Source organism: Pseudarthrobacter sp. NPDC080039 (genome assembly GCF_040702335.1).
Taxonomy (GTDB): Bacteria; Actinomycetota; Actinomycetes; order Actinomycetales; family Micrococcaceae; genus Arthrobacter; species Arthrobacter enclensis_A.
The window spans coordinates 130156-145051 of sequence record NZ_JBFBKY010000006.1 but is presented as its reverse complement, the minus strand read 5'-3'; the positions used below and the strand labels follow the sequence as shown (position 1 = coordinate 145051).

At 66.7% G+C, this 14896-nt stretch carries 16 protein-coding genes; 10 read left to right on the top strand and 6 right to left on the bottom strand.

All coding sequences use genetic code 11. From position 1 onward, the window contains the following. Positions 1-14: 14 nt before the first annotated feature. Both AB0313_RS09535 and AB0313_RS09530 read right to left on the bottom strand, forming a co-directional pair. Positions 15-455 (bottom strand): VOC family protein, encoded by a 441-nt coding sequence (locus AB0313_RS09535; RefSeq protein ID WP_141940269.1) that lies wholly within the window; start codon positions 453-455, stop codon positions 15-17. 54 nt (positions 456-509) lie between these two features. Then, positions 510-1271 carry a CPBP family intramembrane glutamic endopeptidase gene (locus AB0313_RS09530; protein ID WP_141940270.1) on the bottom strand — a complete coding sequence of 254 codons (762 nt, stop codon included), beginning with the start codon at positions 1269-1271 and terminating at the stop codon, positions 510-512. A gap of 208 nt (positions 1272-1479) precedes the next feature. Here AB0313_RS09530 and AB0313_RS09525 point away from each other — a divergent pair, with 208 nt between their 5' ends. Further along, on the top strand, positions 1480-2940 hold the full coding sequence (locus AB0313_RS09525) for an amino acid permease (protein ID WP_366305151.1): 1461 nt from the start codon (positions 1480-1482) through the stop codon (positions 2938-2940). A 103-nt stretch (positions 2941-3043) separates the two neighbouring features. Here AB0313_RS09525 and AB0313_RS09520 read toward each other — a convergent pair whose 3' ends face one another. Continuing rightward, the gene (locus AB0313_RS09520) at positions 3044-3778 is read right to left on the bottom strand and encodes a dienelactone hydrolase family protein (protein ID WP_366305149.1); all 735 of its coding nucleotides are present in this window, start codon (positions 3776-3778) and stop codon (positions 3044-3046) included. Between the two features lie 114 nt (positions 3779-3892). Between AB0313_RS09520 and AB0313_RS09515 the strand changes: the two genes are divergently transcribed. Together AB0313_RS09515 and AB0313_RS09510 are read left to right on the top strand one after the other, a co-directional pair. Beyond that, positions 3893-4948 (top strand): DNA polymerase IV, encoded by a 1056-nt coding sequence (locus AB0313_RS09515; protein WP_366305284.1) that lies wholly within the window; start codon positions 3893-3895, stop codon positions 4946-4948. A gap of 204 nt (positions 4949-5152) precedes the next feature. Next, positions 5153-6121 (top strand): IS481 family transposase, encoded by a 969-nt coding sequence (locus AB0313_RS09510; protein ID WP_366305147.1) that lies wholly within the window; start codon positions 5153-5155, stop codon positions 6119-6121. On the opposite strand, the gene AB0313_RS09505 is transcribed toward AB0313_RS09510, so the two are convergent. After that, complete coding sequence (locus AB0313_RS09505) at positions 6118-6294, bottom strand: CsbD family protein (RefSeq protein ID WP_043452369.1); 177 nt, start codon at positions 6292-6294, stop codon at positions 6118-6120. The genes AB0313_RS09510 and AB0313_RS09505 overlap by 4 nt on opposite strands. A 129-nt stretch (positions 6295-6423) precedes the next feature. On the opposite strand from AB0313_RS09505, the gene AB0313_RS09500 reads away from it, so the two are divergent. The 4 genes from AB0313_RS09500 to AB0313_RS09485 all read left to right on the top strand — a co-directional run bounded on the left by AB0313_RS09500 (position 6424) and on the right by AB0313_RS09485 (position 10123). Then, entirely contained in the window at positions 6424-7098 is a 675-nt protein-coding gene (locus AB0313_RS09500) for a pentapeptide repeat-containing protein (RefSeq protein ID WP_307308392.1), read from the top strand. Between the two features lie 118 nt (positions 7099-7216). Continuing rightward, positions 7217-8443, top strand: a complete 1227-nt coding sequence (locus AB0313_RS09495) for a thiolase family protein (protein WP_141940274.1) — start codon at positions 7217-7219, stop codon at positions 8441-8443. Beyond that, positions 8443-9246 (top strand): enoyl-CoA hydratase/isomerase family protein, encoded by an 804-nt coding sequence (locus AB0313_RS09490; RefSeq protein ID WP_307308397.1) that lies wholly within the window; start codon positions 8443-8445, stop codon positions 9244-9246. Before AB0313_RS09495 ends, AB0313_RS09490 begins: the two co-directional genes overlap by 1 nt. Positions 9247-9250: 4 nt before the next feature. Then, positions 9251-10123, top strand: coding sequence for a 3-hydroxyacyl-CoA dehydrogenase family protein (locus AB0313_RS09485; protein WP_307308400.1), 873 nt, complete (start codon positions 9251-9253; stop codon positions 10121-10123). Between the two features lie 9 nt (positions 10124-10132). Here the strand turns inward: AB0313_RS09485 and AB0313_RS09480 are convergent, their stop codons facing one another. Beyond that, a complete protein-coding gene (locus AB0313_RS09480) occupies positions 10133-10366 on the bottom strand; it encodes a DUF6480 family protein (RefSeq protein ID WP_141940277.1) in 234 nt (77 codons plus the stop codon). Between the two features lie 72 nt (positions 10367-10438). Between AB0313_RS09480 and AB0313_RS09475 the strand changes: the two genes are divergently transcribed. Next, positions 10439-11059 (top strand): GNAT family protein, encoded by a 621-nt coding sequence (locus AB0313_RS09475; RefSeq protein ID WP_366305143.1) that lies wholly within the window; start codon positions 10439-10441, stop codon positions 11057-11059. A gap of 168 nt (positions 11060-11227) precedes the next feature. Here AB0313_RS09475 and AB0313_RS09470 read toward each other — a convergent pair whose 3' ends face one another. After that, positions 11228-11386, bottom strand: a complete 159-nt coding sequence (locus tag AB0313_RS09470; RefSeq protein WP_307308406.1) for a hypothetical protein — start codon at positions 11384-11386, stop codon at positions 11228-11230. Between the two features lie 103 nt (positions 11387-11489). On the opposite strand from AB0313_RS09470, the gene AB0313_RS09465 reads away from it, so the two are divergent. Both AB0313_RS09465 and AB0313_RS09460 read left to right on the top strand, forming a co-directional pair. After that, positions 11490-12200, top strand: coding sequence for a tyrosine-protein phosphatase (locus AB0313_RS09465; protein WP_366305141.1), 711 nt, complete (start codon positions 11490-11492; stop codon positions 12198-12200). A gap of 58 nt (positions 12201-12258) precedes the next feature. Beyond that, on the top strand, positions 12259-14892 hold the full coding sequence (locus AB0313_RS09460) for a trypsin-like serine protease (RefSeq protein WP_366305139.1): 2634 nt from the start codon (positions 12259-12261) through the stop codon (positions 14890-14892). Positions 14893-14896: the final 4 nt, after the last annotated feature.

The window sequence follows — 14896 nt, the reverse complement described above, 5'->3', positions numbered from 1 at the left end:
TCTAGTAATCGGCGTCAGCTGATGCAGAACTCGTTGCCCTCGGGGTCCGCCATGGTGTGCCAGGAATGCGGGCCCTGCCGCGCCGACCAGAGAAAGGAAGCGCCCCGGGCCTCCAGTTCCCGCCGCACCTCGTCCTTATCCCGGCCGTCCAGCCGGACGTCCCAGTGCACGCGGTTCTTTACGGTCTTCTCCTCGGGTGCGGTCTGGAACAGGATGCGCCGGGCGGGGGCCTTGGTGTCAATTTCCTCCGGCGGCCGGATGGCGGCGCCGTCCTTCCACACCAGGTTTCCGCGGTGCGTCATGGTCTGGTCCACGGTGGCATAGCCCTGCCCGATCATGGAGCGGATGAATCCGGCATCCTGGGGTTCCACGGCCCACTGCAGTGTTTCCGCCCACCAGTCGGCGAGTTCATGCGGCCTGACGGAATCGACAACGATCTGGATATTCAGTCCCATCCGTCCACCGTAGAGGCGGGTGCTGCGTTGCGGAAGATCCTCCGTGCAGGAGCCCTAAGCCTGGACGTTCTGCATCTGGTTGAAGACTTCCGGCGGGATGGCATAGACCAGGATCAAGGCCAGCAGGTTCTTTGCTGCATGCACAAAGTAGGAGAACATCACGTTCCTCCCGGTCCACATATAGACGAAGACCAGCGTGGCGCCCATGGCCAGGTAGGGGAGCAGTGCGGTAAGGGTCACCGCCTCCTGCCCCACGATGTGGAGAGCAGCGAACAGCACCACGGACAGGATGCAGCAGATCCAGATGTTGACCCGCCTGCCCAGCTTGCCGATCAGCAGGTGGCGGAAGATGTATTCCTCCACGAAAGGGCCCGCCACCACCAGCAGCGGAACCATCAGCCAGGCCGGGACCTGCTGCATCAGCGCCTGCAGTCCAGCCTGGTTCCGGGACGTTTCCACCTGCCCGTACGCGGCCACCACCACGGCGGTGAGGATCATCATGGCAATCACGGCCGCGGGGACCATCAGCAGCGTGAACCAGGGGCGGGTGGCCAGTACCTTGAGGTCGCGCACCACTACTTTGCGGGCCGCCACCAGTGCCAGTATTCCCACCGAGGCGTAGAAGAGCAGGTTCACGGCGTACGACGCTGCCGCGGGGGACGGGGCAATCTGCCGGAGCAGCGGGGCCACCAGGTCACCGGCTGCGGCGAAGAAGCCCGCGATGGCAACGTAGAGGCACAACGTGGCCAGGTCCATGGAGGAGAACCGGTACAGCTGGGGCTGCGGAGCGGGCGGTAAGCGGTGGGCTGTTGCCATACCCCCAGCCTATCGCCGGGTGCGGCACGTGTTGTGCGCGTCACGTACCACCCCGGACTGTCTTGTAGGATGGTCAGGTCGCGTGAAGCTTCGGCAGTTCGCCGGATCGCCCTCACATTCGCAGGTCGAAAGGCCTTCAAGCCGAATTTTGTGAGCTCGATCATACGAAGACCGGATGCGGCCAACCCCCAACCCACAAGGAACAGTTGTGCCTCAAAGTACCCCCACAGACCTAATGAACAGCACGGCGCCATCCTCCGCCGTCGACTCCTCCCTCAGCGCCGAGGGCTACAGCAAGACCCTGGGCCGGCGCCACGTCACCATGATCGCCATGGGCGGCGCCATCGGCGTGGGCCTCTTCATGGGAGCCGGCGGACGCCTGGCCTCCACCGGACCGGCCCTGATCTTCTCCTACGCCATCGCCGGCGTGATCGCCTACCTGCTCATGCGGGCCCTGGGCGAACTCATCATGTACCGCCAGACCTCCGGCTCCCTGGTGAGCTACGCCGGCGAGATGTTCGGCAAAAAGGGCGCCTACATGTCCGGCTGGATGTACTTCATTAACTGGGGCATGACCGGCATCGCCGAGCTCATCGCGATCGGCCTGTACTTCCAGTTCTTCTTCCCCAACGTCCCCGTGGAAGCCTCGGCAATCGCCGCGCTGGCGCTCCTCGTGGCAGTGAACCTGCTCAGCGTCAAGGCCTTCGGCGAATTCGAGTTCTGGGCATCCTGCCTGAAGGTCGGCGCCATCCTGATTTTCCTGGTGGTGGGCACATTCATGGTGGTCACCAACGCCCAGGTGGGTGACGGGCACGCCTCGGTCAACAACCTCTTCGCCGCCGAGGGCGGAATGTTCCCCAAGGGCGCGCTGGTGATGGTCCTGGTCCTGAACGCCGTGATCTTCGCCTACAACGGCATCGAGCTGGTCGGCGTCACCGCCGGCGAGATGGAAAAGCCGGAACGCGAAGTGCCCAAAGCGATCCGCGCCGTCGTCCTCCGTATCGTGGTGTTCTACGTAGGGTCCGTCCTGCTCCTGGCCATGCTGCTGCCATCCGACCAGTACAAGGCCGGCACCTCCCCCTTCGTCACCGTGTTTGGCCAGATGGGCCTGGGCTGGGTGGGCGATGTCATGAACATGATCGTCATCACCGCCGCCCTGTCCTCGTGCAACTCCGGCCTGTACTCCATCGGCCGTGTGTTCCGCACCATGGCCAACAACGGCCACGCCCCGCAGTGGCTCACCAGGATGTCCAGGCGGCACGTGCCCTACGCGGCCATCCTGGCCATCGCCGCTTTCTACCTGGTGGGCATCCTGCTGAACATCTGGCTGGGTGGCTCGCACGCGTTCGACCTCGCACTGAACACCGCCTCGATTGGTGTGATCTTCTGCTGGGGCTCCATCTTCGCCAGCCAAATTGTGCTGCGCCGGCGCAAGGGCATCACCTCCACCCTGCCCATGCCTGGTTCGCCGTGGAGCAGCTGGGCCGGACTGCTGGGCCTCCTGGCGATCACCGTGCTCATCGGCTTCGACACCATGACCAGCAAGGACGGTGAAGTGTTCTACCTGGGCCTTTGGACCCTGGGGACCATCCCGTTCTTTGCCGTCCTCCTGTGGCTCGGCTGGCAGAAGGTCAAGAACAACCAGCCCAGGAACTCCCTGTTCACCTAAGCCTTCCCGGCCTTTCTGAAGATCGTTCGACGGCGGGCGTCCCCTTGGGTGGGGGCGCCCGCCGTCGGCGTTTCCTCCTTGGCGTCAGGGCGCGCCCAGGCCGTCAGGTAGTGGAGTCTTTCAGGTACCGGGCGAAGTAGTCCTCGATCCGCTGCCATGCTTCGGGGGCGGAGTCCGGGTCCGGCCCCACGCCCATGACGCGCATGAGCGGCCGCAGGAACCTGGGGCCTTCTTCCGCGTCATTCAGGAAGGCATGGCCAGCCCCCGGGAATTCCTTGAAACTGTGCTCGATTCCCAGCCGCTCCAGGGCCGATTCGAGCCGGCCGCCGGCCCCCTTCAGGGGCTTGTCCGCGCCGCCGTAGTTGGCCACGATGGGGCAGGCGCCGCGGAGGGCATCGTCCAGGTTGCCGGGAAGGCGGCCGTAGTTCACGGAGGCCACGTCAAAACCGTCCCTGGCCACCAGCAACGCGAAGCCGCCGCCCATGCAGAAGCCGATCACACCCGTCTTTCCGGTGGACTGCGGGGACGCCGCCAGCCACTTCCGGGCCGTCGCGATATCCGTGAAAGCCCGGCCGGTGCCGGCGGTCATGCTGCGCATGGTGCTGACCAGGCAGCGGCGTGCCCCGCCCTCGCTGAACAGGTCCACCGCCAACGTCAGGTAGCCCGCCCGGGCCAGCCTGTCCGCGTGCCTGCGGGTCTGGTCGGTCAGCCCGAAGGCCTCGTGGATCATCACGACGCCGGGAAAAGGACCCTGGCCCTGCGGTGTGGCGAGGTAGCCGCGCAGGGAAGGGGAGCCGCCGGCGGCGCTGCTTTCGGTGCTGAGGTCAACGTAGGCCATGGCTAAGGCTAACCGGGCAGCGGACGGAAACGGTGTGGATTTCTGGAGCGGGCCTCCGGAGGCTGGTGCACTGCCCGGGGCCCGGGCAGACTGGGGCTTGTGAGCGAACCATGGGTGCTGCATGTGGACCTGGACCAGTTCATCGCTGCCGTTGAAGTGCTTCGCCGGCCGGAGCTCGCCGGAAAGCCCGTGATTGTGGGTGGCCGCGGGGACCCCACCGAACGTGCCGTGGTGTCCACCGCGTCCTATGAAGCAAGGGCTTACGGCGTGGGTTCAGGGATGCCGCTGCGCGTCGCCGCCCGGAAAGTGCCGGACGCGGTCATCCTGCCCGTGGACCAGGAAGCCTACTTCGAAGCGTCCGAAAAGGTCATGGCTGTCCTGCGCTCCCAGTCGGGAACCACGGTCCAGGTACTTGGCTGGGACGAGGCATTCGTCGGCGTCCGGACCGCTGATCCAGAAGCCGTTGCCCGGCAGCTGCAGCAGGCCGTCCTGGCCGAAACCCGCCTGCACTGCAGCATCGGGATCGGGGACACCCTGCTCCGGGCCAAGGTGGCCACCACCTTCGGCAAACCTGCGGGCGTCTTTCGGCTCACGGCGGCGAATTGGCTGGACGTGATGGGAAGCCGCCCCACCATGGAACTCTGGGGCGTGGGAAAGGCGGTGTCGCGGCGGCTCGCCGCCCTGGGCATCAGGACTGTTGCCGAGCTCGCGGCGGCCAACCCCGGGGACCTGGTCCCTGAGTTCGGCCCAAAGATGGGACCGTGGTACGCCCAGCTGGGACGCGGCGACGGTGCGCGCGTGGTTGACGACACTCCCTGGGTGGCCCGGGGGCACAGCCGCGAGACCACCTTCCAGCGCGATCTGACCGACGGCGCCCACATTGAGGACGCCGTCCGTGAGCTGGCGGCGCGGGTGATGGAGGACGTCGCGGCTGAGGGAAGGCCCGTCATTGGCCTGACGCTGAAGGTGCGCTACGCCCCGTTCACCACCAAGACCTACGCGCGGAAAATCGCGGGGACGTCGGATCCCGCAGAAGTGCTGTCAAGAACGCTTGAACTGTTGGCCAGGATCGAGCCCGGGCAGCCCATCCGGCTGCTGGGGCTCCGGGCCGAGATGACCATGCCCGAAGATTCCCGAAAAGGGCACACCCCCACCCGCAGCGGGTGGTGAGTGGGCACGAAACGGCGGCAGATCCGTTGGGATCCGCCGCCGTTTGGGGTTGGTGCAGCACGCCGTTCGCCGCGGCTGCGCCGGCAACAGCTAGTTGTATTGACCACGGACGTTAGTGACGCTCGGGGTGGTTTGGTGACATGAAGAAGACCTCCGGGTGGAGTGGGGCTTGTCTAGAGTCCTTTTCCACACACGGAGGTCTTCGTGTCCCACGCTAACGCTTTCCTCACTCCTCGTGGCCGGTTGCAGCTCGCTCAGTGCGTTGTTGATCAGTGCTGGAGCCTGCGCCGTGCTGCGGAGCGGTTTCAGGTCTCGGTCCCGACCGCTGAGCGTTGGGCGAAGCGCTACCGCGAGGAGGGACCCGACGGAATGGAGGACCGTTCGAGTCGGCCACATTCCTCGCCCCGCAGGACTGCTACGCGTACCGAGCGGAGGATCATCGCCGTGCGTGTGAACCGCCGGTGGGGCCCTGCCAGGATCGGCTATCTGCTGGGCCTGCACCCCTCGACCGTCCACCGGGTACTGTCCCGCTACCGGCTGGCGAAACTAACCTGGCTCGATCGCGGCACAGGACGAGTGATCCGCCGCTACGAACACGACAGGCCCGGGGATTTGGTCCACGTGGACATCAAGAAGCTGGGCCGGATCCCCGATGGCGGCGGACACCGAGTCGTGGGCAGGACCGCTGGCTGGAAGAACAAGACCGGCACCAAGGCCAACCGCCGGCCTGGCTACCACTACCTCCACAATGCCGTGGATGACCACTCACGACTGGCTTACACCGAGATCCTCACTGACGAAACCAAGGAAACGGCAGCAGACTTCTGGGTGCGGGCAAACGCCTGGTTCAAAGAACACGGAGTTACCGTCCAGCGTGTTCTGACTGACAACGGGAACTGCTACCGGTCCCATGCTTTCGCCGAAGCGCTGGGGCCAAACATCAAACACAAACGCACCCGCCCCTACAGGCCACAAACCAACGGCAAAGTCGAACGGTTCAACCGCACCATGCTCGAGGAATGGGCCTACATCCGACCCTACCGCTCAGAAGCCGAGCGGGTTGCTGCTTTCCCCGACTGGCTCCATGCCTACAATCACCATCGAGCCCACACCGCACTCAAAGGTCGGACGCCAGCCAGCCGCGTCACCAACCTCTCAGGTCAATACAGCTAGTCGCGCTTGAACTCGTCCTTCACGCTTTCGCCCACCTTCTTGGCGTCCGCCTTGACCTGGTCGGCCTGGCCTTCCGCCTTCAGGCGGTCGTTGTCGGTTGCGTTGCCTGCAGCTTCCTTGGCCTTGCCGCCAAGGTCTTCTGCCGCGTTACTGATCTTGTCTCCGAGGCCCATGGTTCCGGCCTCCTTTCGTTTCCTTCGATCAACCGTGCTCTTTCACGGTAAACAAAGCCTACTTACTATTTCAAGCCCCGGCCAGCGGCCGGGCGTTCCGCGCTCAGCCCCGGCGATAGGCTCAGGTACATGGACAAAGCGCGCAGCAAGGCCCCGGGCAAGGTGAGCCCGCCCCGGCTTTCCAGGATTCAGCTGCAGGATCCCGAAGACCTGCCGGACCCAGCCTTCCATCCCGGCGTTCGGTATGAAAATGTCCGGTTCAGCCGTCCGGCCATGGATGGACTGGACCTGGCGGATGCCTTTTTTGCCGAGTGCCGCTTCGATGCCGCTTCCTTCAACGAGGCCCAACTCCGCGGCGCCTCGTTTCGGGACTGCCTCCTGGCCGAGGCGTACGCGCCGGTCTTCCATGCTGCCCGCACTGCCTGGCGCGAGGTGGAGTTCCGTAATCCGCGCCTGGGCTCCGCCGAGCTGTACGAGAGCGGGTGGCAGTCTGTCCGGATCGACGGCGGGAAGGTTGACTACCTGAACCTGCGGGGCGCCAAGCTTACCGACGTGCTGATCAGCGGCTGCATCATCAACGAACTGGACCTCGGAGCCGCGGCCGCGACCAGGGTGAAACTGGAGGACTGCACGGTGGGATCCCTGGACCTGGGCGGCGCCAAGCTGAAGGACTTCGACCTGCGGGGGACCGAATTCCGGAGGATCAGCGGACTCGGCAGCCTTTCGGGACTTGTGATCGACGACTACCAGCTGGGCCTGCTCGCACCGCTCATCGCCGCACATCTGGGGGTGACGGTCCTGTAACCGGATGCGCGCCGTGAGCCTGCCGTGTACCATTTACAGAATGAACGGTCGGTAAGTGGGGGATTCCTCTGCATCGGCCGCCGATGACAATGCTGTTTATCGCGTGAAGGGTGTTTCCATGGCTGCTTCTGCAGGTCCGCAGGCTTTCCTTGTAGGCGGGGTCCGAACGCCCGTGGGCAGGTACGGCGGCGCGCTGTCGTCAGTCCGGCCTGACGATCTTGCGGCACTGGTGGTCCGGGAGGCCGTGGAACGCGCCGGCCTGGATCCGGAGAGCATCGACGAAGTCATCCTGGGCAACGCCAACGGCGCCGGCGAGGAGAACCGGAACGTGGCCAGGATGGCCACCCTGCTGGCCGGTCTGCCGCTCCACATCCCCGGCATCACCGTCAACCGGCTCTGCGCGTCCGGCCTCAGCGCCATCATCCAGGCCAGCCACATGATCAAGGCCGGGGCCGCGGACATCGTGATCGCCGGCGGCGTGGAGTCCATGAGCCGGGCACCCTGGGTCCAGGAAAAGCCAACCGCGGCGTTCGCCAAGCCCGGCCAGATCTTCGACACCTCCATCGGCTGGCGCTTCACCAACCCCCACTTCCAGCACGGTTCCCTGGCCCGGGACGGCAAGATGACATACTCCATGCCGGAGACTGCGGAGGAAGTGGCGCGGGTGGACAACATCTCCCGCGAGGACGCTGACGCGTTCGCCGTCCGCTCCCACCAGCTGGCCCTGGACGCCATCGAGGCCGGCCGGTTCAAGGACGAAATCGTGCCTGTTACCGTCAAGACCCGCAAGTCCGAAACCGTGGTGGACACTGACGAGGGCCCCCGCCCCGGCACCAGTCTGGACGTGCTGGCCAACCTGAAGCCGGTGGCGCACGGGGGGTCGGTGGTCACCGCGGGTAACTCATCCTCCCTGAACGACGGCGCCTCCGCCATCATCATCGCCTCGGAAGCGGCGATCGAGCGGCTGGGCCTGACCCCGCGCGCCCGGATCATCGATGGCGCCTCAGCGGGCTGCGAACCCGAGATCATGGGCATCGGCCCGGTCCCCGCCACCCAGAAAGTGCTCAAGCGGAGCGGCTTGAGCGTGGGTGACCTGTCCGCCGTCGAACTTAACGAAGCCTTCGCCACGCAGTCCCTCGCGTGCATCCGGCGCCTGGGCCTGGAACCGGAGATCGTCAACCGCGACGGCGGTGCCATCGCTTTGGGACACCCGCTGGGTTCCAGCGGCTCACGGATTGCCATCACCCTGCTGGGGCGGATGGAGCGCGAAGACGCCAAGATCGGCCTGGCAACGATGTGCGTGGGCGTCGGCCAGGGTACCGCCATGCTGCTGGAGAAAATCTGATGGCCGCCACCGTGGACCTGGGAAAGGAAAAGTTCTCAGCGCTCCTTGTCGACGAGAAGGACGACCGGGTGGTGGTGCTGCTCAACCGGCCCGAGGTGAAGAACGCCATCGACCAGCAGATGGTGGACGAACTGCACACCGTCTGCGCCGCGCTGGAACAGAATCCCAAAGTGCTGATCATCGCCGGCGTGGACGGAGTCTTCGCTTCGGGAGCCGACATCGCCCAGCTGCGCGAACGCCGGCGGGACGACGCCCTGCAGGGAATCAACTCCACCATCTTCGTCCGGATCGCCAAACTGCCCATGCCGGTCATTGCCGCGCTGGACGGCTACTGCCTGGGCGGCGGTGCCGAGCTCGCGTACGCTGCCGACTTCCGGATCGGGACACCCAACGTTCGGATCGGCAACCCGGAAACGGGGCTGGGAATCCTGGCCGCCGCCGGTGCCAGCTGGCGGCTCAGGGAACTCGTGGGCGAACCGCTGGCCAAGCAGATCCTGCTGGCCGGGCTGGTCCTCGGTGCGGACGAGGCCAAAGCCGCCAACCTCATCACCGAAATCCACGACCCCGCCGAGCTGCTGGATGCGGCGCACAGCCTGGCCAACAGGATCGGGCGCCAGGACCCGCTGGCCGTCCGCATCACCAAGTCGGTGTTCCACGCACCTGCCGAAGCACATCCGCTCATCGACCAGCTGGCCCAGGGCATCCTCTTCGAATCCCAGGCCAAGTTCGACCGCATGCAGGCGTTCCTGGACCGCAACGCGGCCAGGAAGGCCAACGCCGCCAACCCTGCCGACGGAAAGTAGACCCATGAGTGATCCATCAGTGAACCCCGCCCTGCCCACCCTCGTCGGAGTCCTGGGCGGTGGCCGCATGGGGGCCGGGATTGCCCACGCCTTCCTGATCAAGGGCGCAGACGTCCTGGTGGTGGAGCGCGACGACGTCTCCGCGGAGGCTGCCCGGGAGCGGGTGGAATCGGCTGCTGCGAAGAGCATCGAGCGCGGGGCCGTGGACGCCAACTTCGAGGAACTCACGTCCCGCCTGGCCGTCAGCACCGACTACGACGACTTCACAGGCCGCCAGCTGGTGGTGGAAGCCGTCCCGGAAGACTGGGACCTCAAAGTCACGGCACTGCGGGGCATCGAGGAACGGCTGGCAGAGGACGCGTACGTGGCGTCGAATACGTCGTCGCTGTCCGTCAACGGCCTGGCCCGCGAGCTGAAACGGCCGGAGAACTTCCTGGGCCTGCACTTCTTCAACCCCGTGCCCGCCTCCACGCTCATCGAGGTGGTGCTGGGGGAGCGCACGTCTCCCGGACTTGCCGCCGCCGCAAAATCCTGGGTGGAGGCACTCGGCAAAACCGCCGTCGTCGTCAACGATGCCCCGGGCTTCGCGTCCTCACGCCTGGGCGTGGCCATCGCGCTGGAAGCCATGCGGATGGTCGAAGAAGGCGTGGCCTCCGCCGAGGACATCGACAACGCCATGGTGCTGGGCTACAAACACCCCACTGGGCCGCTCAGGACCACAGACATCGTGGGGCTTGATGTCCGCCTGGGCATTGCCGAATACCTGCACTCCACCCTTGGCGACCGGTTTGCGCCCCCGCAGATCCTCAGGGACAAGGTGGCCCGCGGCGAACTCGGACGCAAAACCGGGAAGGGCTTCTTCGACTGGCCCAGCTAGGGGCACTCCTTAGCCGAAGAAGTGCAGAATGTAGCCGATGAAGTACAGGAGGCACAGCAGGACAACGACCCCGATAATGCCGATCCACAGGAACTGCGTGCCCTTCCTGGTGCCGTGCTCCTCGTGACCCTGCGGGCCGGCAGTGGATGCTTCGCCCGGCGGGGTTTCGCCGGGCGGAACTCCGCCGCCGGGCTCCAGGCCGGTGATTTTATCGTCCTCGGGATCCGGGTTGGGTCCTGACACAATAACTCCCTCGCTCGACGTCGCGGTGCTTCCCCAGCCTAACCGCCCCCTGGGTGGGCCTAGGCTGGTGCGGTGACTTTCCTTGAACCCCTTACCCTCACCGGCCGCTACGTAATCCTGGAGCCGTTGGCGGAGGAGCACCACGACGGTTTGGTGGAAGCCGCCCGGGACGGCGGGCTGTGGAAGCTCTGGTACACGTCGGTGCCCGCGCCCGGCGCGATGGCGGCGGAAATCCGGCGCCGTCTTGCCCTCCAGGAGCAGGGTTCCATGCTTCCGTTCACCACCCGGCTCATCGATGGAGCCACGGGCGGCCCGGGGCGCATCATCGGCATGACCACCTACATGAACATCGACGCCGCCACACCCCGCGTGGAGATCGGCTCCACCTGGAATGCAGCGTCAGCGCAGGGGACCGGCACCAACCCGGACTCCAAGCTCCTGCTGCTCCGCCACGCCTTCGAAACCATCGGCTGTCCAGCAGTGGAATTCCGTACGCACTGGCTCAACCACCAGTCGCGGGAGGCAATTGCCCGGCTGGGCGCCAAGCAGGACGGCGTGCTTCGGAGCCACTCACGCACCAGCGACGGGAACCTCCGGGACACCGTGGTGTTCTCCATCCTGGACCACGAATGGCCCGCTGTCTGCGCCGGCCTTGAGTACCGCCTGGACCGGCGGGGACAGGGGCCGCGCTGATCTACGGGGCGGCGGGTTGAACCGAACTGACGGCGCCCAACAAGGCTGACGCGTAGGCCCGGTATCCCGCCGCGTTGGGGTGGAAGTTGTAATCGGCCGCGAAGTTGTTCGGATCAAGCTGCAGCCACGGATCGAGCGAGTTGGCCGCATGCCCTGCAAAGCGCCCCGTCACATCCACGTAGCGGCATTGGTCCCGCACGCGGTGTTGGCGGCGTCCACGGCACCGGAAATGGTGGCATTGACCGTCAGCGTGGCCTGGTTGATCAGCACCTGGTTGGCCACCGGAATCGGGGCGTAGCAGGGCTGCTCGGGACACCCCTGGTGCACATTGGGTCCGGCAGCCCTTTCTTCGGCGGCGGTTATCCGTTATGTGCCGAGGTCTCCCAGGAGCGTGTGGTTAGCTGTCCCGATGAGCATCAGGGGCAGATCCATGGACTGGGACGGCGCTGTGAATGCATGGCACGTTTCCGGCGGCATCTACCGGATGGGGCGCCGCGAGTGGCTGACGGAGGCTGGGTGGAAGCAGGCGTTCGACGACGGCGTCCGCACTGTGGTGGATCTTCGAAACGTTGGCGAGGGGCGGCGCCGGGACACCGATCCCGTGGTCCCTGCCGCTGCCTTGACGGGCATCGATGTGGTTCACGCACCTACCGAGGAGCCGGACGATCCGCGCTTCACGGCCTTGACTGGCCCCTACCTCAACGATCCGGCGCACTACGCCGGGAATGCGCGCCTGTTCCCGGAGAAGCTGGTGGGTGTCTTTCGGGCCCTCGCCTCCGCCGCGCCCAAGGGGGACGTGCTGCTGCACTGCGCCGCCGGCCGCGACCGCAGTGGAATGGTGGCGGCCATGGTCCAGGACCTGGCCGGTGACTCAGATGAAGCGATCGCCGAGGGCTACCGGCGTGCCGCCCGCGGCATCAACGAGCGCTACCGCACCCATGGGCCCCCGCACAGCCGGGAGAGGTACCTCGAGGACCCGGAATTAGGCCCGCTGCTGGAGCGGCGCGGCCTCGCCGTCGTGGCGTTTGTCCGGAACCTGGGCACCCGCAGCTACCTGCTGGCGAACGGGCTCAGCCCTGCCGAGCTGGATGCCGTCCTGGCCATATGCCGGCCAAGCGTAGATACAATGGGACCAGTGTGACGCCTGTGACGTGAGGTGCTCTTGTTCCTCAGTCACGTTGATCGGCAGAGAGACGGACATGAGCGGAACAGCAGCACCCAGGACCAGGACCTCCCCCGAGCACCGGCGGGGGTCGAACGCGGACAAGCTCCGCCGGGTACTCGCGCTGGGCGCGGCCGCCGGCATGATGGCATCCTCCGCCTACGTGGCGGCGCCGGCTTTTGCCGCCGGCGAGACCTACCCAAGTCCCGCTCCGGCGGCTGGGGCAGCAGCGACCGGAGCACAGGTACCGGCGCCGGCTGCCGGCACTTCGCCGTCACCCTCCGCGTCCAGTCCCTCGGCGTCCTCCGGCCTCTCCGAGGCAGCGCTCGCCGACGCAGTGCAGCGGGACCTGAAGCTCACCCCGCAGCAGTTCGCGGCCGCAGGCGAGCTGGGCGCCCAGGCAGCGGCTGCAGCGGTCCAGCTCCGCCAACTTCCCGGTTATGTGGGCATCCGGATTGAGGGCAGCTCGATTGTGGTCACCGGCTCGGGACAACAACTTCAGGCTGCGGTAGCCGCACTCGCCGGGAGCATCCACGGGCTGTCACTCGAAGCACCCCCCGCCGGACCTGCCGCAGCAGCGCCGGCTGGTGTGGCGCCGTCGCCCTCTGCTCCCGCCGCCACGGTGCAGGCCGGCGCGCCGGCCGCATCCGCGGAGGGCCAGCGGTCCCAGCTGGCAATCAGCGCCGAAGAGCTCTTCCAGGAGTATGTCCGCGACGTGGGAACGGCAGGGCTGCAGGCAGTAGTCGTCTCCTCCAGCGGCAAATTCGTGATCCGGACGGGCGGCATTGCCTCCGCGCAGTCGACCCAGGGCGGCGGTACGGGTACCGCCTCCAACCCAGCGGCCGCAGATGCCGCGGCTCCCGGCAAGATCTCCCCGTCGCAGTTTGTCTCGCGGTACGCCAACGTGGAACTCGACCGCGGAGCTCTCCTCAAGCCGGAAGCAGCTGAGGTACCCGGGGGAGTGGGCTACCAGACGGACCGGCAGACCATCTGCTCCACCGGGTACTCTGCCTTCGACCCCTCCGGCCTGCCCGCCGTCCTCACGGCCGGGCACTGCGCCGAAGACGGGACGGCGAAGACCGCCGATCTGCTGTTCCAGGGCCTGCCTAACGGGCGGCTGGGCTCCTTCCAATTCAGCCAGTTTGGCGGCCCGGGGAACTCCACTGTCCTGAATCCCAACAGTCCCCAACCCGGCAATGTGGGCGTTGACATCGCCGTCATTGGCAGCATCCGGCAGGGCCTCGACCCGCTGCCGGCGGCGAGTACCTACGGCGATCCGTCCGAGCCGGGCCCGGACGTCAAGATCATCGGCACCTCCGCCCCGGTCATCGGCATGCCGGTGTGCCGCTCCGGCTGGCGGACCGGATGGTCCTGCGGGCACATCAGCGCCGTGGGAGTCTTCCTGGTGGGCGGACACAATTACCCCACCGACCCAACGGACATCCGGGCGTTCAACGGTTTCCTGTCGTACGACGTACAGTCCAACGGCGGTGACTCCGGAGGTCCCTGGATCAGCGGGAACTACGCGGTGGGAACCCACAGTGCGGGCGACTGGGGCGGGACGCAGAACTTTGCCGTCGCCGCCACCCTGGACGACTCCCTCAAGGTGCTGCCCGGCTACCAGTTGGAACTCTTCCTCAACAAGCCCGCACTCGCCGCACCGACGGGCGGGACGTTCAAAGCCGGCACCAGCATCACCGGCCGGGTTCCTGCCGCGCCCGCCTCCGCCGTCGCCGAAGGTTCCCGGGTGCGCATCACGTATGCGGGCCGGCAGCCGTTCGACGTGCCCGTGCAGCCCGATGGCACCTGGTCCTTTACGGCACCGGACGCGCCGGGTCCGTTCAGCTTCACGGCAGAGACCGTAAACGGGTTCAGCCGCTCCGGTGCGGTGTCACTGGACACGGTCATTTCGCCATCGTCCCTTCCCGCGCCCACCATCACCACGGCGGCCAACCAGCCGCTGCAAGGGTTGAAGACCGTCGACGGCACGGGAACGCCCGGGGCCACCATCACCCTGTCCGGTGACGTCGCCGGCACGGCCCTGGTGGGGGCAGACGGCCGCTGGACTGTTGCCCTGCGGGCCCCGGCACCAGCCGGAAAAGTCAACGTTACTGCGGTCCAGTCCTACCCGGGCCTGGCGGACAGCCCGCCAGCCAGCGTGGTCTTCTCCGTCATGCCGCCGCCACCGGCCGTCACCAGCCTCGCGGACGGGCAGCACCTCAAGCAGGAGGCCCTCCCCGCATCCCTCCAGGGAACCGGCCTCAACGGCGCGGATGTGGCGGTATCCATTGACGGGAAGCCGCTTCCCGGCACTGCTGGATCGGCCGCCCCCGGCCCGACAGGATCCCGCTCAGTGGGAAGCAGCCTTGCACCGTTGGTCCTGGTGGCCGGTGGAACCTGGACGGTTCCGTTCCCCGCCGGGCTGGCCCCTGGCGCCCACACAGTGTCGGTAACCCAAGCCGTTGACGGAGTAACCTCCACACCGGCGCAGCTCACGTTCACCATCGACGCGCCGCCGCCGGTGCTTCCCGCAGGAAACATCACGGCCGGCAGCCTCGCCGCTACCGGCGCCTCCGGTGTGCTTCCCGCGGCGCTTGCCGCTGCGGCCGCGCTCGCCGTCGGGGTCGTGCTGATGGTGCTGGTCCGGCGCCGGAGGGGACGCGCGGACTAGGTTT